The organism is Bartonella sp. EBT8, from assembly GCF_055796165.1.
Genome location: NZ_JBTTDJ010000001.1, coordinates 141,383 through 166,044 on the forward strand (window position 1 = coordinate 141,383; position 24,662 = coordinate 166,044).

Below are 24,662 nucleotides of genomic sequence, written 5' to 3' on the forward strand. Positions count from 1 at the left end.
TACTGTTCAAAAATTATGAGAAAATAAAAACTTAAACGACAGTGAAGATTTCTGTTTTCATACTATAAAAGAAGACAAAATTGGTTGCCTCTAAAGATTTATGAGGATTAAGCGCGCCTTATGGGGGAACCATAACTCTCTAGACAGCGTAAATCCCTTTCTTTATGTATTTGACATTCAAGATAGAGTTTTACAATGAATCATCTTTTTTGCTCAAAAGAAAAGACGCTCCCTTTTTAAGGGTAAGAAGTATTATTTTTTAATTTGCCTATAAAGCCAATAAGCTTTTGTAAATTAAATTCCGTGTATACCTTTGAAAAAATGCAAAAACCTTACCGATCTTCTCATTTCTCATATGATTCTGATGAACTGATAAGTTTTTTAAAGACGGCGTTCAACCATGAGTTTTTTAATCTCAGCAATTGCCTTAGCTGGATTTAGCCCTTTTGGACAAGTTTGCGTACAATTCATAATCGTATGACAGCGATAAAGTCGGAAAGGATCTTCTAAATTATCAAGGCGCTCACCACACATCTCATCACGTGAATCAGCAATCCAGCGATAAGCTTGAAGCAAAATAGCTGGTCCTAAATAACGATCACCGTTCCACCAATAACTTGGACATGATGTTTGACAACAAGCACACAAAATACACTCATAAAGCCCATCAATTTTTTGACGATCGGAATGGCTTTGTAACCACTCTTTCGCAGGTTCAGGAGAAACGGTTTGCAACCAAGGCTCAATCACACGATGTTGGGCATAGAAGCGCTTTAAATCAGGCACCAAATCTTTAACAACAGGCATGGAAGGCAAAGGATATACCTTAATGGGATGCTTCACATCATCCATCCCTTTGGTACAAGCCAATGTATTCGTCCCATCAATATTCATGGCACATGAACCACAAATTCCTTCACGGCATGAGCGACGAAGTGTCAAAGTTGGATCAATATGATTCTTGATAAATAAAAGTCCATCGAGAATCATTGGACCGCAAGCGGAACGATCTACATAATAGGTATCAAGATGAGGATTTTTGTCATCATCTGGTGACCAACGATAAACATGAAATTCTGTCAGTTGGGTAGCACCTTCAGGTTTAGGCCAAACCTTTCCCGGTTTTACTTGAGAATTTTTGGGAAGCTTAATCTGTACCATAGTTTATTCTCCCCTTAGTAAACACGTTTTTTAGGTGCAATGCGTTTTAAGTCGATTCCCCCATCTGCTTCAGATGTTAACGGATCGACATGGACAGGTCGATAGGACAAAGTTACCTTACCTTCTTTTGACAAATGCGAGAGGGTATGTTTACGCCAATTTTTGTCGTCACGCTCTGGATAATCTTCACGCGCATGCGCACCCCGACTTTCTAAACGCGCTTCTGCAGAATAAACAGTTGTAATTGCATTGGCCATCAGATTCTCAAGCTCTAATGTTTCGACCAAATCAGAATTCCATATCAATGAGCGATCTGTTACTTTGAGATCAGACAATTCATCCCAAATTTGGCTTATCCGCCGACATCCTTGTTGCAAAGACTCTTCTGTACGAAACACGGCAGCATCTTCTTGCATAGTCCGTTGCATTTTTTCGCGCAACACAGCAGTTGGTGTTCCACCTTGAGCAAAACGCAAACGATCAAAACGCGCCATAATTTGGTCAACAGCATCCTCATTAAGGGGTGGAATTTCCGCATCCCGATCAATGACCTCACCGGCACGAATTGCAGCGGCACGCCCAAAGACGACCAGATCAATCAATGAATTTGACCCCAAACGATTAGCACCATGGACAGAAGCACATCCAGCCTCTCCTACAGCCATCAAACCTGGTTGAACACGATCAGGCGAATCAGCTGTTGGATTGAGAACTTCCCCATAATAATTGGTAGGAATACCGCCCATATTATAATGAACCGTAGGAAGGATAGGGATAGGTTCTTTTGTTACATCAACCCCTGCAAAAATCCGCGCGGATTCAGAAATTCCTGGTAAACGCTCATGCAAGATAGCGGGATCAATATGGTTGAGGACCAAATGGATATGATCCTTTCTTGGACCGACACCACGCCCTTCACGAATTTCAAGTGTAATACAGCGTGAAACGAGATCACGTGAAGCCAAATCCTTAAAGGAAGGTGCATACCGCTCCATAAAGCGTTCACCTTCAGAATTAACCAAATAGCCCCCTTCACCACGCGCTCCTTCAGTAATGAGACAGCCGGAACCATAAATCCCTGTAGGATGAAATTGCACAAACTCCATATCCTGAAGGGGCAATCCCGCACGTGCAATCATTCCACCACCATCACCAGTACAGGTGTGTGCTGATGTTGCTGAAAAATAAGCTCGTCCATAACCACCAGTTGCCAAAACCACCATCTTTGCCGAAAAACGGTGGATTGTACCATCATCAAGATTCCACGCCACAACACCGGTACACACACCATCAGTCATGATCAAATCAAGAGCGAAATATTCAATAAAAAACTGCGCATTATGTTTTAAGCTTTGTCCATAAAGGGTATGCAAGATGGCATGTCCCGTGCGATCGGCTGCTGCACAAGTGCGTTGCACAGGTGGACCTTCACCAAACTGTGTTGTATGCCCCCCAAAAGGACGTTGATAAATTTTACCTTCTTGCGTTCGTGAAAAAGGCACTCCATAATGTTCTAATTCGTACACAGCAGCAGGTGCATTACGCACCAAATACTCCATTGCATCAGTATCACCCAACCAATCAGACCCTTTTACCGTATCATACAAATGCCATTGCCAATTATCAGGTCCCATATTAGAAAGTGAGGCAGCGATACCCCCTTGTGCTGCAACCGTATGTGACCTCGTTGGGAAAACCTTTGTGATACAAGCTGTTTTTAATCCTTGCTCTGCCATACCAAGCGTAGCGCGCAAACCAGCTCCCCCTGCACCAACAACAACAACATCAAATTTATGATCTACAGTGCTATAAGGAACATTCCCTGCTCTAGCACTCAGAGGAGATCCTGTGCTTACCATATTTTTAGCCCCCCAACGCAATTTTCAAAAGAGCAAAAATGATGACACCTCCCAAAACAAAACAAAACAAAATATTTAAGACCAAGAACAATAACCGGAAACCCTCGCGAGGAATATAATCCTCAATAACCACCTGCATTCCAAGTTTCATATGATAAAGGACCGAAAGAGTCATCAATCCCATTAAAACAGCAACAACAGGGTGCGCCAGCCGTGCACGGACAATGCTATAGTCCTTTCCAACGAGGGAAAGAATAACAACGATAAAAAAGATCAAAAGCGGTAGATTGATAAAACCTGTCAAACGCTGCAACCAAAAATGCTCTGTTCCTTCATGAGCACTTCCACGCCCGCGTACTTTTGCAAGTTCTGTTCGAAAATCTTTTTTCATAGCCTCTCCACCCCCCAGCTAAATATTGCTATAGCCAATAGCCCAAATGACAAGGGTAACAATAAGAGAAATAAACACTGTTGCCCAAGCAGTCACCGTAGCCTTTTTTTTAGCCAAAAGGCAAGGTTTCAGGTCCCAAACAATGTGACGAATACCACCAACCATATGATGAACCCCAGCTAAAGTATAAAGAAACAAGACACAAAGGCCAAGCCAAGAACTATAAATCTCATTGACCATTCTAAATGCCTCCGCCCCACAGCTGACTGCAACCAGCCAAAGGGCAAGAAAGACTATTCCGAAATAAAGAGCCATACCGGTAATACGATGTGCGATGGACATCGCCATGGTGATGGTCCAACGATAAATACTCACATGGGGAGAACGAGGGCGCTCTTTCATCCTAATTGTCTCTGTCATAAAACATCCTGACCTGGCTTTATTACAACCGCATTATGAGCGATAAAATTCGCACAAAACGGCCAAATGCATTATCATTTCCACTTAATTTGGCATCTTAAAGATACCAATCTTACAGGTCGGTTATCTCAAATAACGGATTAAAGGTCACGCATAAAAAAACCGATTGCTCCACAGCCACAAGCTGTAAAACCCGCCTTAATTTAATACAATTTTATCTTTACGTCAAAGGTCTAACATCTTTTCTCAAAGAGAAACATACATTTTTTCAAGTATACTTAATTCTTTTTTTGAACATCAACAATTCTTCTTCTGAAAACTTCACTTTCAGATTTTAGCCATCATTATAAGGAACAGAAATTTTGAGAAGTTTGACATTACAGACTGACGCAAAGCTACTTCTTGAGCTTCTAGGAAGCAGCATAAAGATACTTTGACATAAATTCCAGCAGAGACAAGCCTTACTCGGAAACTTGTGTTGCGGCATCTAAATCAACGGCTGTTCCTTCTGTAGGTCCAGCATTTTTTTCAGCTTTTTTCCGGTAATCTCTTTTTTCCGCGATACGCGCAGCTTTACCTCTCAAGCCACGAAGATAATAAAGTTTTGCACGACGCACTTTACCGCGACGCACAAGTTCAACAGCTTCAATCAAGGGAGAATAAATTGGAAAAACGCGCTCAACACCTTCGCCATAAGAAATCTTACGCACTGTAAAAGTTTCATTCAACCCACCGCCTGAACGTGCAATACAAACTCCTTCATATGCCTGAACACGAGTCCGTGTGCCTTCAGTCACGCGCACCATGACACGAACTGTATCGCCTGGTTGGAAAGCAGGTAATTGGCGCTTTGCTTCAATTTTTGCACATTGTTCAGCTTCAAGCTGTGCGATAATATTCATTTCTTTCATCCTTCATATTCTTTATCGAACAGTCAGAGCGCTCAACTTTTACCGAAAAAGCCTTTTCATACAAAGAAAAGAAGTTCTTTAGGCTATGCTTTATGCAGGAGCGAATACACCATTTCTTCATTATCTTGGAACGACAGAACATTCTTCACAGAAAAACGCTCTCAAGAGAGAGCTATGCAATACACTACCTTACAAGATGAATCAAGTTTTCTGACGATTTTTATGATAACGTGCATAAAGATCAGGACGACGTTGACGTGTTATCAGTTCAGCTTGTTGTTGGCGCCAATCCGCGATAGCTTTGTGATGGCCTGATGTTAACACTGGTGGAATAGTTCGTCCTTCGAAAACAGCAGGACGCGTATAGTGAGGATGTTCCAACAAACCATTCTCGAAACTTTCACACTCTCCAGAAAGTGCATTCCCCATAACGCCAGGAAGAAGACGGATAAGTGCATCCAAAACAACCAATGCCGCCGTTTCTCCCCCTGAAAGAATATAATCACCGATGGAGACTTCCTCCAATTTCCGCGCTTCTATGACCCGCTCATCGACGCCTTCAAAACGCCCACAAACCAAGGTTACTCCCGATTCACATGCCAAAGAGCGCGCATAAGTTTGGTTAAAAGGTCGCCCACGTGGACTCATCAACAATCTTGGCGAATCATGTGGACAACTATCGAGTGCGGCCGCTAACACATCCGCCCGCATCACCATACCAACGCCACCACCAGCTGGTGTATCATCAACGCTATGGTGTTTATCTAAAGCAAAATCTCTAATTTGCACTGTCTCCAATGACCATATTCCCTTCTTTAAAGCCTGCCCTGCTAAGGAATACCCTAAAAATCCAGGAAACATTTCAGGATAAAGTGTTAAAATGCGTGCTTGAAACTTCATTTTATTCTTTCATTTCACCTTTCGCCCAAGTCATACTACAATCAGTATCAACCAGTGTATCATCAACGCTATAATCTTTATCCAAAGCAAAATCGCTCACTTGCACTGTCTCCAATCACCCTATCGGCTCTTTTGAGTGCTTACCCTGCTAAGAAGCTCTAAAAATCCCAAAACATTTCAGGATAAAACGCCAACACATCTGTTCAAAAACTTAATTCTTGTGTTTTTTTCACTTTTCATTTTGTTGCCGTCACTTTTAATTTTTTATTTTTGCTTCAAACCCTCAATCTTTTTATCATCGCTCAAACCAGCGGCCACTGGATCAACAACAAGAAAACCATAAGCAATGCAAATTTCTAGCACTGCTGCCTTGCTAAACGGAATAAGTACAGTTTTTCCTGTATTCAAGCGTATTTCAAGCAAATCACCAGCTCCAAAATTAAAAAAACCACTCACCTCTCCTAAAATTTGATCAACACAATCTTGAACACGAAGCCCAATTAAATCAACTTGATAAAATTCATCCTCATCCAAATCATCAAGCAATTGATCACGAGAAACATAAAGGTGAATCCCTTTTAAATTCTCAGCAGCATTGCGATCTTCAATCCCTTTAAAATGCACAATCGCATTCTTTTTTTGCATGCGAAGCGTTACAATTTCATAAGAGCGCCCTCCATCATCATAAAGAGTACCATAAGCTTTTAAGCGCTGGGGTTCAGCACTTAAAACTTTGATCAAAACATCCCCTTTTATACCATGAGGGACACCAATAATGGCAAGGTGGACTTTATTTTTAAGCTTTTTTCCATTATATTCCATATAAAAATATCATCTCTTCAAAATGATTCCCTAAGTCTTATAACTTTGCTATTAAATCTTGTTGCCATATCAAAATCTTCCAAAAAGACCTTTCTTGGTAACAAAAACAAATGAATAATAAGGAGAAGCCTTATGGCAAATATTATGCTGTTGTACAAAGATATTACCCCAATTAATAAAGTTACCCATAAAAACCTTAAATTTTCTCCTCCAAGCGATATGTCCTTCGCCAAAGATACACATTGGGTTCCTTTAGCAAGTAGTGAGTATTTTCAAGCTGCCCTAGATTACCCTATCTTGTTTATGTGTGCAGAGGACGAGAATAAGAAAAAACACTACACATCAGCTGCTCTTGTCGGTCTTTCTAACGACGAAAATGATTACATCACCTCTGATAAAAATTGGGAACGAAATACTTATGTTCCGGCCTTTGTCCGTCGTTATCCTTTTGTTCTTGCACAACTGCAAAATGAAAAAGAACTTTCCGTTTGTTTTGATCAGCAATCAGGCATGTTCAATGAAGTTGCAGGAACAGAGCTCTTTAATTCAGATGGATCTATTTCTCCTTTTATGGAAGAGCGTATTCATTTTCTTGAAAGCTTTAAAATTGCTATGGAAAAAACCACTGAATTTATTGATGCTCTTGTGGAGATGGACCTTCTTAGTCAAAAATCCATCAATGTAAAAAATGACAAAGGCCTTTCAGCGCAATTGGAACATTTTTGGGTTGTTGATGAAGAAAAACTCAATAAACTCTCGGCAAATCAACTTGCCAAACTCCATAAAAACGGCTTTTTAGGGTTAATTTTTGCGCATCTGATGTCAACGCACAATCTTTTAAAAATACTCTCTCTAAAAGGTGAAAAGCGCCTTATGAATCACGAAGAGTCCCTACAAAAAGACAGCGATAACTCTGAAAAGGAAACACTGAAAAAGAAAGAAACCCTCAATTAAGAAATGCCCACAAAAAAAGACAATAGAAAAAGCAAAGATGTCTTGCTGATTCCAGCCAACCATGCCCTTTTAACGGCAAGGAAAAACTGGTTAGATAATCTTGTGCAAACACGACGTATGGCAACAAAAACAGCACAAGCTTATGAACGCGATACGCGGCAATTTTTGTTTTTTCTCTGTCAACATTTAGGATGTGAGCCAACTTTTGATGATCTAGCCAATTTGCGCGTTATTGATTTGCGCGCTTATTTGGCTTATCGTCGGACACAGAAGGTCAGCGCTCGCTCTTTAAGCCGTGGGATAGCGGGTTTGCGTTCTTTTTTTAGATATTTATCTCGAGAAGGCATCGTCAATGTCCCTGCTGCTAAGCTTGTTAGAACCCCAAAACAACCAAAATCGCTTCCAAAACCTTTGGCTATAAAATCAGCCCTTCATATCGTTAAACAAGAAAATCAACAGGAGAATGAGGCATGGATTACTGCCCGCAATGCTGCTGTTTTGATGCTTCTTTATGGCTGTGGCATGCGGATATCAGAAGCTCTAGCACTTACACCGGAACAATTTTCTGATCCTGAAAAAACGAGTTTGTTTGTCACTGGAAAGGGTCAAAAAACGCGCCTCGTTCCGCTCATAAAAATTGTCTACGAAACGGTCCACAATTACCTCAAATGCTGCCCGTATCCTTTGGCAAATAACCAACCAATGTTTCGTGGTGCTCGTGGTGGTCCTTTACAGCCAGCCATAATTCAACGTGCTGTTCGCAACTTACGTGCAAGTCTTGGTTTACCAGAAACCGCCACCCCCCATACATTGCGTCATTCTTTTGCCACCCATCTTTTATCACGGGGGGGAGATTTGCGAACCATTCAAGAACTTCTTGGCCATAGCAGCCTTTCCACCACGCAAGTCTATACCCATATTGATACAGACCGCTTATTAGAAATTTATCAAAAAGCGCATCCCCGTTCTTGAAAAATTTAAACAAAAAGAGAAATTAAACGGATCCAACTTCAAGTGCCAAAGCATGAACAGAAGTAGCAAGTTCTTTTTGCAAGACTTGATAAATTGCTCGATGGATCTCCACACGCGTCATGCTTGCAAAAGAAGAAGAGAGAATTTTCACCCGAAAGTGCGTTTCCCCTTTCCCATCAAAAGCATGCTCTTCATGGGGATGCCCTTCATGAAGATGACTCTCGTTAATGACTTCAAGTTTTTGTGGATGAAAAGCATCTTGGAGTTTCATCGTGATTATTGTTTGAATTGGAGTAGACATTTTTGTTCCTTAAAAAAATGAATTCTGGAATGGGCTTTTTTAGTCAACAAAGAGTGTGGGAACAAATTTTTCAAAAGTCAATTCTTGTCAAACCGATCAATTTTGCATAAACCTAAAGACATGGTAACAACATCTAAATTATTCGACTCAATTCGAATCAGCTCCAATAAAAAAGATCAGGCTGAATCACAAGTACAGCAATGTCAATGGGAAGGCTGTGAGAAAGCAGGCGCCCATAAAGCGCCAGCAGGTCGAAATCACGAAGGTCAATATCTGTTTTTTTGTATTGATCACGTGCGTGCTTATAATAAAAATTTCAATTATTTCTCTGGCCTTAGTGATAAAGATATTGCAAAGTTCCAAAAGGATGCCCTTACAGGACATCGTCCAACATGGCCTACCGATTTTAGTAATGGCACATCAAAAAAAACAGCTGCACATTACGCACAAATTCGCTCTGGAACAGCTGCTTACCAAAACCGTATGCGTGATCCCTTCACGCTCTTTACCAAACGTCATTCAACCAATAATTTATCACGAAAATTAAAGCCCTTAGAAGCGAAAGCTTTTGAAACATTGGGATTACCAGCAAACGCTTCATCTGAAGATATCAAAACAAAATATAAAGAGCTTGTAAAGAAACACCATCCCGATTCCAATGGCGGCAACCGTTCTTCAGAAGAACGTTTTCGCGATGTTTTGCATGCCTATAATTTGCTTAAAAAATCTGGTTTGTGCTAGAGGAACGCATCCCCATATAAACCTATTCTTATACGAAGCATACTTTTAGCAAGGTCTTGATTTATAAAGATAACCCGATTCCAATGGTGGCAACCGTTCTTCAGAAGAACGTTTTCGTAATATTTTACATGCCTATAATTTGTCGTTTTGCCTCTTGAATGAGGGGCACAAATATCCTCAGATTTTCTCATTTCAATCCTGCTCATGTTGAATATCAATCAAAACCATCCCTTTGCACATCACAAGTAAGCCTCTCGTGCGAATACACAACGAAAAAAAAGGAGTAAAAATGCCTTTAATGAAACGTCTAAATAGCAGGAATTGTTGCAACATTTTGCGCTAAAAAAGAGTGTAATGGTGCCAACTTGTTGCAACATATGAGAGAACATCTGATAAAAGGCTTCTCTGATATCCAAAAGTCTCATTATAGGGCATTGCATAAGTGTTCTAACTCTTGTATCGTTTTTTAACGAATGAACAAAGAGCACCCTTTCCCTTCCGGAAAAACAATGACAAAAACAAAGCTAACAGTTGAAAATGTGCCCGATCTCACCCTTTGTGCTCGTGATCTGTTTAATGTTGATACGGATATGAAAGTCCCTGCTTTTAGCACGAAAAGCGCCCACGTCCCCGATATAGATCCTGATTATATTTTTGATCAGCCAACAACTTTAGCGATTTTAGCGGGTTTTGCATTTAACCGTCGTGTCATGATTTCCGGTTATCATGGCACTGGGAAATCGACACATATTGAACAAGTTGCGGCACGTCTTAATTGGCCTTGTATACGAATTAATCTCGACAGCCATGTCAGCCGTATTGATCTTGTAGGAAAAGATGCCATTGTTTTGAAAGATGGACTCCAAATCACTGAATTTAAAGAGGGCATTTTGCCTTGGGCTTATCAAAACAACATTGCTCTTGTTTTCGATGAATATGATGCAGGTCGTCCCGATGTTATGTTTGTCATTCAACGCGTTCTCGAAGCTTCAGGACGACTAAGCTTGCTTGACCAAAGCCGTGTCATCACGCCGCATTCAGCCTTTCGCCTTTTTGCAACTGCAAATACCATTGGTCTTGGTGATACAACAGGACTTTATCATGGCACACAACAAATCAATCAAGCCCAAATGGACCGCTGGTCTCTTGTGACAATACTCAATTATTTACCTCATGATAAAGAGGTTCACATTGTTTGTTCAAAGGTCAAATCTTTCCAAACAACAGAAGGAAAAAAGACAATCTCACAAATGGTCCATGTTGCTGAGATGGTACGCCAATCTTTTATGAATGGAGATCTTTCAACAGTCATGAGCCCACGCACAGTCATCACTTGGGCAGAAAATACGGACATTTTTCAAAATGTTGGCTTTGCCTTTCGACTGACTTTTCTCAATAAATGTGATGAACTTGAACGCGCCACTGTCGCCGAATTTTATCAACGTGCCTTTGGAGAAGAACTTCCCGAATCACTCATTCATGGTGTTTCGCCTTAAGGAATCTGTCAATGATGACTACCGATACTGGCGATAACAGCAAAAATTTAACCAATGATTCTCCCGCCTCTACTCTTAATGCTATAGCTTTTAAAAAAGCACTTTCCACCTGTATCCGTGCCATTGCTGGTACGCACAAGCTTGAAGTTTCCTTTAGCCATAACAGACCATCTTTGAGTGAACATTATGCGCGTTTACCAGAATTGCCACACCATGTAACAAAGAAAGACATAACGATTACACGCGGATTAGGCGATTCCATGGCTCTACGCACGGCATGGCATGATAGTCGCATTCACGCACAATTTATTCCACAAGAATCAGAAGCACGTGCCGTCTTTGAAGCTCTCGAGCAAACACGTGTTGAAGCAATCGGCACTTTAACCATGGAGGGAATTGCCCAAAATCTCGACAGTATGCTTGCCGATAAATATCAAAGGGCCCATTATCAAAAGATTAACACTCAAAGTGAAGCCCCCATCCAAGAAGCCATTGCGCTTTTATTACGTGAAAAAATAACGAAACGCCCTCCCCCAAAAGAATCTGGACCTGTCTTAGAATTATGGCGTCAAGAAATTGAACAAAAAGCTGCAAAAGAACTGAACGAACTAACACACCATATTTACAACCAACCTGCTTTTGCACGAATTGTTCGTCAAATGCTTGTTGCCTTAAAAATGGCGGTCCAACTAGAAGAAATTTCTGACAGTGAAAACAATAAAAAATTAAAAAACCAGTGTGAACCTGAACATCAAGCAGGAGAAGAAAGCAACAGAGAGAAAAAGACACAAAGTGAGGAACAAGCAACAACAGAACAAGAAAGTGATGCAAAAAACAACGGGAAAACGCCAGCAACACAATCAAATGACAGCGATAAAGCCGAGGAAAAACAAGACAAAAGACCTTGGCAAAAAAAATCGAGCCAATCCAAACGCCTTTTCACTGTTTCAGAACAAATGGAAAGACTTGGTAATTATAAAGTTTTTACCCGACAATTTGATGAAGTTCTAGAAGCGACAGATTTTTGTTCTGAAAACGAATTGGATCAGTTGCGTCATTATCTTGATAAGCAAATCAATCATCTGCAAAACATTGTCGGGCGTTTAGCCAATCGCCTACAGCGCCGTCTTATGGCACAACAAAATCGTAATTGGAATTTTGATCTTGAGGAAGGATATCTTGATACAGCAAAGCTTTCCCGTCTTATCATTGACCCAATGCAACCACTTTCTTTCAAAATGGAAAGCAACACTCATTTTCGTGATACCGTTGTTTCTCTTCTCATTGATAATTCAGGATCAATGCGCGGACGACCAATTACTGTTGCGGCAAGTTGTGCAGATATTTTAGCACAAACACTTGAACGTTGCGGTGTCAAAGTTGAAATTTTAGGCTTTACCACAAAAACTTGGAAAGGCGGAAAATCGCGCGAACAGTGGCTTAGCCAAAATAAACCCCATAATCCAGGACGCCTCAACGATTTGTGTCATATCATCTATAAAAGTGCCGATACCTCATGGCGTCGAGCACGGCGTAATTTAGGTTTAATGATGCAGGAGGGATTGCTAAAAGAAAACATCGATGGTGAAGCCTTGATTTGGGCTCATCAACGCCTTTTATCACGACGAGAACAACGCCGCATTCTCATGGTCATTTCTGATGGAGCTCCTGTTGATGATTCAACTCTATCGGTTAATTCCAGCAATTATCTGGAAAAACATTTACGCGCAGTGATTCAAGAAATCCAAACCCATTCTCCTATAGAACTCATTGCCATTGGTATTGGGCATGATGTCACGCGCTACTATCAACATGCTGTTACAATTATGAATGCTGAAGAGCTCGCCAGTGCTATAACAAAGCAATTAGAAGGGCTCTTTAGCAATAAAAAATCTCATCGCCATAAAAGATTAAAAAGAACTTTTTAAATCAGCCGCACGATAGCACGTTATGACCTTGGAAGAGGCATCTATCCAAACTAGCACCATTATATTACATTTGTATATTTTTCAGCTCTCAATACTGTTAAAGACTTTCATATTTAAACGCTTCACGAGAAACATCGTTCGTTTTTTCTTAAACGATTTTGACCACTCCCCGCCTCCTTATGACATAAAAGGAAACAATCTTTATTGATGGATGATGAGAGCATTTGAAATTGGAAAAACCTATTACATCCGAGACTCTCGTTCAAAATGTGCAAGAATAAATGATCGTTATAAATTATTCCTCTATAAAGACAAAACGATCCCCTTCTTCCTCCAAGAATCAGAAGGGGATAAATCAATCTTATTCGTTCCCAACAAAGGATGATTTATCTTTTGAATGATTTTTACCAAGAGGAGCTTTTACAGCTCTAAGGATTGTTCCATAAGGAATCAACATAACCAGACTCATAATAATTTTTACTAAAAAATCACCAAAAGCAAGTGAGAGCCAAATTGGAATCTCAACCTTTCCCAAAAGAGTAGTCCCCAAAAGCGAACTATTGGGATAACCTGTCATCTGATCGATAAAGGAAAAAAAGCTAGCAAAAGCAAGGGAAAAAAATAAAACCGTATCCAAAGCTGAACCAACCAACGCTGCTGCTAAAGGTGCTTTCCACCATGTTTTACGCCGCAAAGGAGTAAAAACAATAATATCAAGCAGTTGTCCCAATAAGAATGCTAAACTAGAAGCGATTGCAAGTCGCGGTGTAGCCAAGATCCAAGAAACAACGACACCAGAAACAAAACCAGCATAAACCACGCGCCGTGCCGCGGCTGGACCATAAAAACGATTGGTCAAATCATTGATCAGAAAAGCAATTGGATAGGTAAAAGCACCATAGGTTAGAATTTCATTTAAACCGAACCAATAGACAGGATACTGCACCAAAATATTAGAAGCGGTTACAGCAAAACACATCGCAAAGATAGAGAAAACAACATACTTTCTCTCCCGCTGTGCAAATAAAAGACTCTGTATTGAAGACATTTTTTTAACTTGGGGTATGGAACCAATAAAATACAGTAATCAAAGCATAAAAAGCCAAACGACAGCTTAGAAACGAAAAGCAACTACGCTGCTTTTTCAGCCTTCTCTTCAGCTTTTTTCTTAATAATTTGGCGTTTTAACAAACGGGCACGTTGTGACAATTCTTTATCATCAGCTTTAACCAAAAAGCTATCAAGCCCACCGCGGTGCTCAACAGAACGCAAAGCACTTGCCGAAACACGCAAGCGATAACTCTGCTGTAACACCTCTGAAATCAACGTCACATTACAAAGATTTGGTAAAAAACGACGACGCGTTTTATTATTCGCATGGCTAACATTATTACCATAAAGAACTGTTTTCCCTGTCAATTCGCAGGCACGAGACATAAACTTCACCTTTAAACTCTAAGAAACTCTTAAATCTCAATACCCGAAAAACAGAATCAACGCAAAAAGCGCACAACAATCCCTTGGACGGTATTATTGAGAAGTTTTGTTTCTAATAGGGTGTCGATAGCAAAAGGTCAAGTCTTTTGTAGAATCTTTTGCATCTCTTGTAAGCTAATTTTTGCATGATTTCCCATAAAAGACGTACAAAATGTTTTTTTTAACACCCAATAGTGCTAAAAGAATGCGTGTCATTCTACAAGGGGAAGCATTAATCATGAGCACAACAGTTCCTACTATGACAGAGCCTCAACAAAAACAGAGCCGTTTTTCTTCACTTCTCTTTGGCATTTTATTGACGTGTTTTTTTCTTCTCTTTAGCGCACTAGGTGTCTGGCAAATACAACGATTAGACTGGAAAACGAATCTTATCACCAGTGCCAATCAACGTATCCATTTGCCTCCCATCAAAGCACCACCACCAAATCAATGGAAACATGTTACTTTTGAAAAAGATGAGTATCGCCCTGTCATCATTACAGGGAAATTTTTGACAGATAAAAATATTTTTGTCACTGCTGTTGCGCAAAATACCACGGGCTACTGGGTTTTAACCCCCTTACAAACAGCTGAAAACACCCTAACCTTTGTGAATCGTGGTTTTATTCCCATGGATGCACGTCATGACTTTCAAAAAGCCGAGCAAACACATAACGAAAGATCAACCCATCAATATTCTAATCAAAATACAGAGCAAATAACGATCATAGGTTTATTACGTATGAGTGAAAAAAATGGATTTTTCCCACGCAAAAATAATCCTGATAGTAATTTATGGTATACCCGTGATCTTCCTGCTATGGCTCAAAAACTTGGTTTATCCAGCGTTGCTCCTTATTTTATTGATGCTGGAAAAAAAACAGCCCCGCAAAAAAGCTTGCCCATTGCTGGCTTAACGGTTGTGCATTTTCGAAATAATCATCTTGTCTATGCCATCACGTGGTTTATTTTAGCTGCTGGTGTTCTAGGTGGTTCTCTTTTCCTCTTGCGACAAAAACGCTAAAAAAGAGAAAAAAGACCTCCCCGCTGAAATATGGCTATAAAACGCTCTTTCTTTGAGAAACAGAAGTTCTACAACAGAGCATACCCTGTTCTGTTGTATTGAAATTTTACACACCACTTTATTGCTTTTCCAAAAAACAGCACGTGATATCAACCAGCAAGCACACAAATGCCACTCCAACACATGCTCTCTTAAATGCTATCATGAACAAATTCTAAAAAGATTTATGCGAATAATAGCGTGCAATTGAATGAATATTACCACGATAAATGCCAAGATCATTCAATTCATGTGCTGAAAGATGGCTTAATGCATTAACTGTGCGTCGATAACGACGCCAATTACTATAAGAACGTAGAATATTCATATCTTCACCCCCAAACCTCATTTAACTCATCATTGAGTGTAAGATAGAGCAAATTACAAAAAAGAGTTGTGCTATAACTTCATAACAGATATGCACTTATAACATGAGAAACTGATCCCATGGGTAGAGAGCAATTACCCTAAGCATCAATGGCGAAAATGCCGAACACCTGTAAAGACCATAGCTAAATCATGGGCATCAGCTGCTGCAATAACTTCTTCATCGCGCATTGACCCCCCCGGCTGAATAACCGCTGTTGCACCAGCTTCCACAGCTGCCAATAGACCATCTGCAAAAGGGAAAAATGCATCCGATGCAACCACCGACCCTTTAGCAGGAGACTCTGTTAAGCCCGCTCTTTGCGCGCTTTCTTCAGCTTTACGCGCAGCAATTTTTGCTGAATCAATACGGCTCATTTGACCGGCACCAATTCCAACAGTTGCGCACTTTTTTGCATAAACGATAGCATTTGATTTAACATGCTTCACCACCCGAAAAGCAAATTGAAGATCACGCATTTCATCTTGGCTTGGTGCCCGCTTTGTCACCACTTGCAGTTTGAGATTATCAACCACCCTATTATCACGCGATTGTACCAACAGTCCGCCAGCAAGTGTTTTAACAAGCAGCCCCTCACTCCGTGGATCAGGAACACCCCCTGTTATCAATAAACGAAGATTTTTTTTCCTAGCAATAATTTCACGTGCGGCCACCGTCGCATCAGGAGCAATAATCACTTCTGTAAAAATTTTGACAATCTCTTCTGCACATTCTTCATCAAGAGTTTGATTTAACGCAACAATTCCACCAAACGCTGAAACATTATCACACATCAGAGCTTTCAAATAAGCCTCTTTTAAACTTCGCCCTTCTGCAACACCACAAGGATTAGCATGCTTAATAAGCGCAACAGCCGCAGTCTTTTGAGAATCAAATTCTGCTACAAGTTCAAATGCCGCATCTGTATCATTCATATTGTTATAAGAGAGTGCTTTCCCTTGCAAAAGTTTAGCTGTTGCAACACCAAAACGTTTCTCACTATTACGGTAAAATGCCGCTTTTTGATGTGGATTTTCTCCATAGCGCATAACATTTTCAAGACGACCAGAAAAACTCTGCCACGATGGCGTTTCAACTTTTAAATTCTGTGCAAACCATGCCGCTATTGCGGCATCATAAGCAGCGGTGTGTGCATAAGCACGCAGTGCCAACTGACGTCGCATAGATAAACTTAAGCACCCATCATGCTTCTTTAATTCCGCAAGAACTGCATCATAATCACTCACGGCTGTAAGAACACCAGTGTAAGCATGATTCTTTGCCGCCGCGCGAATCATTGCCGGTCCACCAATATCAATATTTTCAATGATTGTTTGTTCATCAGCACCGGATTGAGAAGTCTCTTCAAAAGGATAAAGATTGACCACCAGAAGATCAATTCCATGGATACCATGCTTTTCCATAGCTTGCCTATGGCTAGGATCCTGTCTTACACCTAGGAGAGCACCATGAATCAAAGGATGAAGTGTTTTAACACGCCCATCCATTATTTCTGGAAATCCTGTAATTTCAGCAACATCTTTAACAGGTAAACCAGCAGCCATCAAAGCTTTAGCTGTCCCTCCTGTTGAAATCAATTCAACACCATAAGTATGGAGCGCTTGCGCAAATGGAACCAAATCGGTTTTATTCGACACGGAAAGAAGAGCACGACGAACCCGATGGAGATCAGGTATGGGGAAACTTTTTGCAACAACGCCCATAAGAAGAATCCTAAAAATAAAAACAATGACAATTCGAGAAAGATACGCTCACATTTATAGCATATGCCGTTATCAAAATACACTGAAAGGAGACAATATCTTTTTTAACGCACAAAGAATAGTTTCCTCTTTATCCGTATAAAGAATCTGATCATTGTTTATGGATGGCACGTAAAGCGCCAACGAACTTTTTCTTGAAATGCAGGACGGAAATACAACACGATCTGTTGTGTGCGTTGCGGACCTATGCGTTCGGCAAAATCAATCGAATCTTCAAGAAAAATATCAGCATCAGGTGATATAAAATACCACTCTTGTCCCCCTTTAGCGACTAACCGTACACCATTGCCATCAAAATTAACTTCTACGTGTGGATGAAGGTGGAACCGAACAGCAACATTATGCTGTTCATTTTGATCTGCCTTATATCTTTTTGAAAGGCCCTTAGGTGGCGTGAAAAAGCGATCAAAACCTTCGATCATTGTCCCATTTGTTGCTAAAATAAGACCACGCTCATGGACAAGATTAAAAGGACGCACATAGCCATCATGACTAGCAATAAAACCAGTTTTTTCTGAATCCTCTATACGGCGCACCTTAACATCCGTTGGTCCCTCAAGCAAAAGTGAAGCGCCTTTCCTCTTTTTTTTATGAAAAATGCCCACTGAACAATCATTAACCGTTGCTGTTGAATGTGCAGCAGTGACACGTCCTAAATGCCGATATTCCTCGCGTCCATAAGGGTTAACACCGGTATTGATAATAAAGCGGCTCCCTCGTGAAGACATTTCAAAGGACAAACATCCAGATCCAGCATGTTGTGCAACAAAGCGTGGTGGAAATTTTCCTGTATCTGCAAGCACTGTCGTTTGATTGGCTTGTAAACGTTGAAACCCTGAATAACGTGCATAACTAAAAGGGTGTCCAGCTGTTTCATCAAGCTTTAAAACGGTTGATAAACGCTCACAGACCAGTGGTCCAACCCCATTAAAATGCGCCAATGTCTGATCTTCGTGGATAAAAAACCGTAAAGCTGGCAACATCCGTTCAACAGAATCAATGAGGATACGCGGCGCTGTTTCATTACTTTTCATAAAAAGATGACGTAAAGATAATAAATCCGATAACAAATTGAGCAAGATGGCAGGACTACGTGAAATATGACCACCATCAACCAAGATTTGGCGTGAAAGCTCCTCTCTCAGGAAGGTATGCACCTTTTTTTTGATTGCCGCAGAAATAGGCAAAGCAAGAGAGGCAAATGTCAAAGCAGCAGCAGCTTGTAAACGTTGTTCATTGTTTTCCATACTCCAAATCGTTGTGCGCAAATAACGAAATTGAAAACCAAGCGCACGTAAAAAGCGTTTTTCAAACCGCTCACTTGCCCCTTGCAACAACATTTTCGAATGGCAAATCCACGAAATCAAACGTCGTGCCACAACCGGCCCGCTCCAAGCAAGCCCCTTTACTTTTTTACCACCATGATCAAGCCAATCCTCTAAGAGAGAACGCGCATGTGCTACAGCCAAATCACTCTCTGCTGCTGCCATATGGCGCAACCAATGAAAATCATGCAAAGCCGCTTCCCATTCCGGTGCGGGTGGAACCAACGCAAAAGGCGAAACAGCACCAGCATGAACAATATGGCCAGCAAAAGCAAAACGACCGTGATAAAATTCGTGCGCCATCATCGGATCAGCGAAATGCAAATCAATGGGATGCGCTAAAATTTTATGGGGACGAAATCCCGAAAACCGCCAACGAAACAGAGGACCAACCGATAAACGCCGTATAAACTGGTGTATCCTATACCCAAAGTCCGATGCCTTTATCTGAGAACCTTTTACTGCAATCGCCACAATTTCAACTCCATCCGTACTGAATCATGTACAATTTCAGCCATTTTAGTAAATGAACCGTTAATTAAGCCACTTTCCGCAAGCGTGCCGCAAAAAAACCATCCATTCCTAAAAACAGGTTTTTCTCAACGTTAACATTTTGCTGACAAAAATCCGCAGGAGTTGTTCGTAAAGTCCCCTTAACTGAGAGCAAATGCGCCATTGCGCCCATTTCCTCCCTACCAATAGGTTCTAAAACAATGTCATTACGTTCCGATAAAATTTTCTCAATAAGATCTTCACCTTCTTCTCTTGCTAAGGAACAATTGGAAAAAACAAGACACCCCCCCTTTTTCACCAAAGCAATTGCTGCGACAAGCAAGTCATATTGCAACGCCGCTAATTTGGCGATATCTTCGCCCGATTTTGTCCATAAAATATCTGGATGACGACGGATTGTTCCTGTAGAAGAGCAAGGAGCATCAAGAAGAACAGCATCAAAAAGCTGTTGAGGTTGAAAATCTCTCACATCCCCTAGCCAAGTGCAAACGGAAAAATGAAGCCTTTCCATATTCGCCTTTAAACGCCTTAACCGATTAGCAGACAGATCGACTGCTGTCACCTTAGCTCCTTGCAAAGCCAATTGTGCTGTTTTTCCGCCAGGGCTTGCACAAAGATCAGCAACATTTTTACCCTTAATATTCCCAAGTAAAGAAGCAGGCAACGCCGCAGCAAAATCCTGAACCCACCAAGCCCCCTCTGTATAACCTGGTAAATCAGTAACAGAACAATTCAAACGACTCAACCGAATAGAACCATTAGGCAAAACAACACCTTCAAGCCGTTTAGCCCACCCAACACTATCGGATTTAACAGTCAAATCGAGAGGAGGCTCAAGTTTTTGAATGGCCAAAATTTGATCAGCTTTTTCTTTGCCATAAGTTGAAACCAAAAGCTGCCCAAACCACGCTGGAACCTCTTCAATAGTAGACACTTGTTGGCGTAAAAACACCGCCTCACGAGCAACATTGCGTAAAAGAGCATTGACTACCCCCGAAAAACGGCGCATACGTGGATCAAGTTTAGCCACACGCACGGCTAAATCAAGTGCAGCATGATCAGGAATATCTAGGTAAAGAATTTGTGCCACACTGACATGCAAAAGATGCTGAAGTGAAAAGGCTTGCGAAGGCAAAGGGCGCATCAAAAAGCGTGATAAAGCAGCTGTAATCTGCCCCCGATGACGCAAAGCTGCTGCCAAAATAGCACGACACAACGAACGATCTCGTTGTGAAAACCCTAAATATTGTGGATGCCCATGTTCATTATCTGTTAAACCAGAAAAAGAGGCATGCCTATCAAGCACCGCCCCCAAAAGACGAACACACACCTGCCGAACAGCTAAACCAGGAACATTTTTTTCGGACACATGCCCCGCTTTCTTGTGTTTCAAATCAATACCCTTACGTCTTTATTCCCTCAAAAACTTTATGATCAAGATTTCTTTGTATCTTCATAACGAAGCCAAGAGGGACGCTTTGTAACGCGTTGAAGAGAATTCTTTTCCTGCAAACCACCTTCTTCATCCCATCCTGTATTTTTGACCATTTTTCCCTTCATTTCTTCCGCCTGCCGATAAAGAGCAGCAATACGATTTGCCGTCGCTGGATGGGTAGAAAAAAGGCTATCAGCTCCTTCACCACTCAAGGGATTAATAATAAACAGATGCGCTGTTGCTGGATTATGCTCTGCCTCTTCATTATAGACCCCACGTCCACCATCGGCAATTTTACGCAACGCAGAAGCCAACCATAACGGATTACCACAGATTTCAGCTCCACGACGATCAGCAGCATATTCACGCGTACGGCTAATGGCCATTTGTACCAACATCGCGGCAAAAGGCGCCACAAGAAGAGCTATAAGACTCCCAAGCCCTCCACCATGAGAATGTTCTGAAGAATGACGCGTTCCCCCCATAAAAAAAGCAAAATTCCCAAGCATAGAAATTGCTCCGGCAATCGTTGCAGTCAACGTCATTGTTAACGTATCACGATGCTCAATATGCGCTAGTTCGTGCGCCATAACGCCGGCAATTTCCTCTGCACTTAACATCTTCAATAGTCCAGTGCTTGCCGCAACGGCCGCATTTTGCGGATTGCGCCCAGTAGCAAAAGCATTTGGCTGAACACTCTCAATAACGTAAATTTTTGGTTGAGGAAGAGAAGCATTCCTCGCTAAATCACTGACAATTTTATAATAAATCGGTGATGAATTCTGATCAACTTCCCGTGCATTATACATGCGTAAAACAATTTTATCCGAATTCCAATAAGAAAAAAAATTTAAACCACTTGCCATCACAAGCGCAATGATCATCCCCCCGCCCCCTCCAACAAGATAACCAACTCCCATAAACAGAGCCGTCATAAAAGCCAAAAGCATGGCCGTACGCATTATGTTCATTACTCAAAAAACTCCATGATAAAATACAATTAATATTATATGATGGGGTTTTCTTTCTGCTTCTTCAATGGAATAGGTGTAAAATGGATAAAAAAGACCAAAAAATAAGCGAACAAAAAGCACCAGTTGATAAACAGCAACCCCTTTCTCCCGCGGCACAACGCGCTCTCCATGAAGCTGAAGAAAGGCGCAAATATGAAACAGATGAAGAAAAGCCCTTAGAAAATGGCGGACGCGGCGGCAAAGATCCCTCACGCTATGGAGATTGGGAAATCAAAGGTCGCGCCATTGATTTTTAAAAAAATCTTTGACCTCTAAAAAAACCAATGTTGATTGAAAAAATCAAACATCCTTTTAAAGAAGACCCGTTTTTGATAAACAAAAACGGATAATCATCATTTTTCTTCAAAAAACGTTTAAAAGTAAAGTTAATTCTGTTTTCAGAATAATCACGCTTCTTCTGTGGCTGCAGCAGCTTCTTCAGCGGCTTGCTTTGCAGCGGCTATGCGTTCTTGTGCTTTTTTACCAGGCTCACCTTTTTGTGGATTATTGCGGGTTGGACGCTTTTTCAAGCCAGCAGCATCCAAAAACCGTAAAACGCGATCTGTTGGCTGCGCCCCTTGACCAAGCCAATACTGGATACGCTCTTCATTCAGTTTTACACGCGGTCCATCTTTAGGCAACATTGGGTCCCATGCACCAACACGTTCAAGAAACCGCCCATCGCGCGGACTACGAACATCCGCCACAACAATATGATAGTAAGGACGTTTTTTTGAACCTCCACGGGACAAACGAATTTTTAATGCCATATTTTATCTCCTATATCAGTCTTGGCTTTCGTTTAAATTGATTGACTTTGTTTTCGCTCTTCAGCAATGATTTCATGCTGACGCACAACCTCTTCAATGACAAACTTCAAAAATCTCTCAGCAAAATCGTTATCGAGATGACTCTCTACAGCCAATTGTCGCAATCGCGCAACTTGGCTTTCCTCGCGCACAGGATCGACTATAGGCAAATTATAACGGGCTTTTAGATGCCCCACAGCCTTTGTACAACGAAAACGCTCTGCCAAAATATGAATCAAGGCCGCATCAAAATTATCAATGGACGCTCGCAAATGAGCCAATTCATCCAACATTTTTTCCTGCATCATATTTCCTTCCCTCTTTGCATCTTATTTTTTCTTGGGATGCAGAGGAAATTTTCCCCTCTCTACAGGTCCATTGGAAAGTCCAGGAAATGTAAATCCACGCCTTGGAAGACCAGGCAGGCCCTTCCCTCCATTCCCACTCTCAATCTGCTTTTGAAGTGTCGAGAGCTGTTTTGGATCAAATCCTGATAAATCGGGAAGCGCTCCAGAATCTCCACCAACAGCTCCCATACTACCAAACCCCATCTTAGCACCAAGCCCTCCTAACATTTTCCCCATCAGTCCGCTTTTACCTTTACCACCTACAGCTTTGACCATATCAGTCATTTGGCGATGCATTTTCAAAAGCTTATTAATATCAGCAGCACTTGTACCAGATCCCTTAGCAATGCGTTGTTTACGGCTATGTTTCAAAATCTCAGGATTGGCTCTCTCTAAGGGTGTCATTGACGAAATAATAGCCAATTGACGATTAAACAAACGGTCATCAAGTCCAGCAGCCGCAATCTGATCTTTTACTTTACCCATACCCGGTAACATTCCCATAATGCCACCCATTCCGCCAAGTTTTTTCATTTTCTGCAATTGCTCTGCAAGGTCATTGAGATCAAATTTTCCAGCTTGCATTTTTTTTGCCAAAGCAGCTGCTTTCTCATGATCCATTGTTTCAGCAGCTTTTTCCACCAAAGAAACAATATCGCCCATTCCGAGGATACGATCAGCAATACGACTGGGATGGAACTCTTCCAAAGCCTCTATTTTTTCACCAATTCCAATCGCTTTAATCGGCTTTCCAGTCACGGCACGCATTGAAAGAGCAGCACCACCGCGACCATCACTATCCATCCGCGTTAAGATAATTCCTGTAATTCCCACCCGCTCATCAAAAGAGCGTGCCAAATGCACAGCATCTTGACCCGTAAGACTATCAGCCACCAGCATAATTTCATGGGGCAAAGAACATGCTTTAATTTCAGCCAATTCAAGCATCAAAGCTTCATCAATATGGTTCCGTCCTGCTGTATCAAGAATCAGCACATCATACCCACCCAATTTTGCGGCCTGTACCGCACGTGATGCGATATCGACGGGAGACTGCCCAGCAATAATAGGTAGACTTGCAAGTTTTGCTTGTTCTCCCAATTGGCGCAGTTGCTCCTGTGCCGCAGGACGGCGTGTATCTAATGACGCCATGAGAACTTTTTTATTATTTTTGTCCGTAAAACGTTTTGCAAGCTTTGCTGTTGTTGTTGTTTTTCCAGAACCTTGCAAACCAATCATCATGATCACAACCGGTGCCGGAGCATTTAAATCGCTCACAACGCCTTCATTTCCAAGGACACGAACCAATTCATCATGAACAATTTTAACAACCATCTGTCCAGGTTTAATTGATTTAACAATTGCAGACCCAACAGCTTTTTCACGAACCCTATCAGTAAAAGAACGTGCGACATCAAGTGCAACATCGGCTTCTAACAAAGCGCGACGAATTTCGCGCAGTGCCGCTGTTACATCCTGATCCGACAAAGCACCACGCCCTGTCAAATGGGACAGTATGGAACCAAGCCGCTCTTGTAAGGATTCAAACATCATCTACCTCATTGCTACACAACAAACAAACCAAAATGACATCCGAGAACGCATCGCGCCGTCGGATGTTGACCTCTGAGATCTCTTTATACCCTTAAAAATGGGGTCTCAGTCGGTGGCTCC

Annotated in this window: 25 protein-coding genes; 7 read left to right on the plus strand and 18 right to left on the minus strand. The window is 41.4% G+C overall.

The genetic code is table 11. The features are described from left to right. Positions 1 to 381: 381 nt before the first annotated feature. The 7 genes from AC0QT4_RS00715 to rimM form a co-directional block, all read right to left on the minus strand. Complete coding sequence (locus AC0QT4_RS00715; RefSeq protein ID WP_473199801.1) at positions 382 to 1,161, minus strand: succinate dehydrogenase iron-sulfur subunit; 780 nt, start codon at positions 1,159 to 1,161, stop codon at positions 382 to 384. A gap of 14 nt (positions 1,162 to 1,175) precedes the next feature. Further along, on the minus strand, positions 1,176 to 3,020 hold the full coding sequence (gene sdhA / locus AC0QT4_RS00720) for a succinate dehydrogenase flavoprotein subunit (protein ID WP_473199802.1): 1,845 nt from the start codon (positions 3,018 to 3,020) through the stop codon (positions 1,176 to 1,178). A 4-nt stretch (positions 3,021 to 3,024) separates the two neighbouring features. Continuing rightward, positions 3,025 to 3,411 (minus strand): succinate dehydrogenase, hydrophobic membrane anchor protein, encoded by a 387-nt coding sequence (gene sdhD / locus AC0QT4_RS00725; RefSeq protein ID WP_473199803.1) that lies wholly within the window; start codon positions 3,409 to 3,411, stop codon positions 3,025 to 3,027. A gap of 18 nt (positions 3,412 to 3,429) precedes the next feature. Next, the gene (sdhC, locus tag AC0QT4_RS00730; protein ID WP_473199804.1) at positions 3,430 to 3,831 is read right to left on the minus strand and encodes a succinate dehydrogenase, cytochrome b556 subunit; all 402 of its coding nucleotides are present in this window, start codon (positions 3,829 to 3,831) and stop codon (positions 3,430 to 3,432) included. Positions 3,832 to 4,292: 461 nt separating this feature from the next. Next, positions 4,293 to 4,733, minus strand: coding sequence for a 50S ribosomal protein L19 (gene rplS, locus AC0QT4_RS00735; RefSeq protein ID WP_473199805.1), 441 nt, complete (start codon positions 4,731 to 4,733; stop codon positions 4,293 to 4,295). Between the two features lie 210 nt (positions 4,734 to 4,943). Beyond that, on the minus strand, positions 4,944 to 5,642 hold the full coding sequence (gene trmD, locus AC0QT4_RS00740; protein WP_473199806.1) for a tRNA (guanosine(37)-N1)-methyltransferase TrmD: 699 nt from the start codon (positions 5,640 to 5,642) through the stop codon (positions 4,944 to 4,946). Positions 5,643 to 5,906: 264 nt separating this feature from the next. Then, positions 5,907 to 6,464, minus strand: a complete 558-nt coding sequence (gene rimM, locus AC0QT4_RS00745) for a ribosome maturation factor RimM (protein WP_473199807.1) — start codon at positions 6,462 to 6,464, stop codon at positions 5,907 to 5,909. A 132-nt stretch (positions 6,465 to 6,596) separates the two neighbouring features. Between rimM and AC0QT4_RS00750 the strand changes: the two genes are divergently transcribed. Both AC0QT4_RS00750 and AC0QT4_RS00755 read left to right on the plus strand, forming a co-directional pair. Beyond that, entirely contained in the window at positions 6,597 to 7,418 is an 822-nt protein-coding gene (locus AC0QT4_RS00750; protein WP_473199808.1) for a SapC family protein, read from the plus strand. A gap of 3 nt (positions 7,419 to 7,421) precedes the next feature. Beyond that, the gene (locus AC0QT4_RS00755) at positions 7,422 to 8,390 is read left to right on the plus strand and encodes a tyrosine recombinase XerC (protein WP_473199809.1); all 969 of its coding nucleotides are present in this window, start codon (positions 7,422 to 7,424) and stop codon (positions 8,388 to 8,390) included. Positions 8,391 to 8,412: 22 nt separating this feature from the next. On the opposite strand, the gene AC0QT4_RS00760 is transcribed toward AC0QT4_RS00755, so the two are convergent. Next, the gene (locus AC0QT4_RS00760) at positions 8,413 to 8,691 is read right to left on the minus strand and encodes a BolA family protein (RefSeq protein WP_473199810.1); all 279 of its coding nucleotides are present in this window, start codon (positions 8,689 to 8,691) and stop codon (positions 8,413 to 8,415) included. 120 nt (positions 8,692 to 8,811) lie between these two features. Between AC0QT4_RS00760 and AC0QT4_RS00765 the strand changes: the two genes are divergently transcribed. The 3 genes from AC0QT4_RS00765 to cobT all read left to right on the plus strand — a co-directional run bounded on the left by AC0QT4_RS00765 (position 8,812) and on the right by cobT (position 12,856). After that, positions 8,812 to 9,432, plus strand: coding sequence for a J domain-containing protein (locus AC0QT4_RS00765; RefSeq protein ID WP_473199811.1), 621 nt, complete (start codon positions 8,812 to 8,814; stop codon positions 9,430 to 9,432). A gap of 509 nt (positions 9,433 to 9,941) precedes the next feature. Then, the gene (gene cobS / locus AC0QT4_RS00770) at positions 9,942 to 10,928 is read left to right on the plus strand and encodes a cobaltochelatase subunit CobS (RefSeq protein ID WP_473199812.1); all 987 of its coding nucleotides are present in this window, start codon (positions 9,942 to 9,944) and stop codon (positions 10,926 to 10,928) included. 14 nt (positions 10,929 to 10,942) lie between these two features. Then, positions 10,943 to 12,856 (plus strand): cobaltochelatase subunit CobT, encoded by a 1,914-nt coding sequence (gene cobT / locus AC0QT4_RS00775; protein WP_473200014.1) that lies wholly within the window; start codon positions 10,943 to 10,945, stop codon positions 12,854 to 12,856. A gap of 361 nt (positions 12,857 to 13,217) precedes the next feature. Here cobT and AC0QT4_RS00780 read toward each other — a convergent pair whose 3' ends face one another. Both AC0QT4_RS00780 and rpmB read right to left on the minus strand, forming a co-directional pair. Beyond that, positions 13,218 to 13,904 (minus strand): VUT family protein, encoded by a 687-nt coding sequence (locus tag AC0QT4_RS00780; RefSeq protein WP_473199813.1) that lies wholly within the window; start codon positions 13,902 to 13,904, stop codon positions 13,218 to 13,220. Positions 13,905 to 13,987: 83 nt separating this feature from the next. After that, complete coding sequence (rpmB, locus tag AC0QT4_RS00785; RefSeq protein WP_473199814.1) at positions 13,988 to 14,293, minus strand: 50S ribosomal protein L28; 306 nt, start codon at positions 14,291 to 14,293, stop codon at positions 13,988 to 13,990. A 277-nt stretch (positions 14,294 to 14,570) separates the two neighbouring features. Between rpmB and AC0QT4_RS00790 the strand changes: the two genes are divergently transcribed. Then, a complete protein-coding gene (locus tag AC0QT4_RS00790; RefSeq protein ID WP_473200015.1) occupies positions 14,571 to 15,356 on the plus strand; it encodes an SURF1 family protein in 786 nt (261 codons plus the stop codon). A 214-nt stretch (positions 15,357 to 15,570) separates the two neighbouring features. Here AC0QT4_RS00790 and AC0QT4_RS00795 read toward each other — a convergent pair whose 3' ends face one another. The 5 genes from AC0QT4_RS00795 to htpX form a co-directional block, all read right to left on the minus strand. After that, complete coding sequence (locus AC0QT4_RS00795) at positions 15,571 to 15,723, minus strand: DUF1127 domain-containing protein (RefSeq protein ID WP_473199815.1); 153 nt, start codon at positions 15,721 to 15,723, stop codon at positions 15,571 to 15,573. 146 nt (positions 15,724 to 15,869) lie between these two features. Continuing rightward, complete coding sequence (gene purH, locus AC0QT4_RS00800; RefSeq protein ID WP_473199816.1) at positions 15,870 to 17,486, minus strand: bifunctional phosphoribosylaminoimidazolecarboxamide formyltransferase/IMP cyclohydrolase; 1,617 nt, start codon at positions 17,484 to 17,486, stop codon at positions 15,870 to 15,872. Between the two features lie 158 nt (positions 17,487 to 17,644). After that, positions 17,645 to 19,345 (minus strand): heparinase II/III family protein, encoded by a 1,701-nt coding sequence (locus tag AC0QT4_RS00805; RefSeq protein ID WP_473199817.1) that lies wholly within the window; start codon positions 19,343 to 19,345, stop codon positions 17,645 to 17,647. Positions 19,346 to 19,409: 64 nt separating this feature from the next. Continuing rightward, positions 19,410 to 20,777 carry an RsmB/NOP family class I SAM-dependent RNA methyltransferase gene (locus AC0QT4_RS00810; RefSeq protein ID WP_473199818.1) on the minus strand — a complete coding sequence of 456 codons (1,368 nt, stop codon included), beginning with the start codon at positions 20,775 to 20,777 and terminating at the stop codon, positions 19,410 to 19,412. Between the two features lie 41 nt (positions 20,778 to 20,818). Continuing rightward, positions 20,819 to 21,790: a zinc metalloprotease HtpX gene (gene htpX / locus AC0QT4_RS00815; protein WP_473199819.1), complete on the minus strand. Its 972-nt coding sequence runs from the start codon at positions 21,788 to 21,790 to the stop codon at positions 20,819 to 20,821. 83 nt (positions 21,791 to 21,873) lie between these two features. Between htpX and AC0QT4_RS00820 the strand changes: the two genes are divergently transcribed. Next, the gene (locus AC0QT4_RS00820) at positions 21,874 to 22,089 is read left to right on the plus strand and encodes a DUF1674 domain-containing protein (protein ID WP_473199820.1); all 216 of its coding nucleotides are present in this window, start codon (positions 21,874 to 21,876) and stop codon (positions 22,087 to 22,089) included. 150 nt (positions 22,090 to 22,239) lie between these two features. Here AC0QT4_RS00820 and rpsP read toward each other — a convergent pair whose 3' ends face one another. The 3 genes from rpsP to ffh are packed head-to-tail and all read right to left on the minus strand — an operon-like array spanning position 22,240 to position 24,539. Continuing rightward, positions 22,240 to 22,602, minus strand: coding sequence for a 30S ribosomal protein S16 (rpsP, locus tag AC0QT4_RS00825; RefSeq protein ID WP_473199821.1), 363 nt, complete (start codon positions 22,600 to 22,602; stop codon positions 22,240 to 22,242). 32 nt (positions 22,603 to 22,634) lie between these two features. Then, the gene (locus AC0QT4_RS00830; protein ID WP_473200016.1) at positions 22,635 to 22,946 is read right to left on the minus strand and encodes a chorismate mutase; all 312 of its coding nucleotides are present in this window, start codon (positions 22,944 to 22,946) and stop codon (positions 22,635 to 22,637) included. A gap of 24 nt (positions 22,947 to 22,970) precedes the next feature. Continuing rightward, entirely contained in the window at positions 22,971 to 24,539 is a 1,569-nt protein-coding gene (gene ffh / locus AC0QT4_RS00835; RefSeq protein WP_473200017.1) for a signal recognition particle protein, read from the minus strand. Between the last annotated feature and the right edge of the window lie 123 nt (positions 24,540 to 24,662).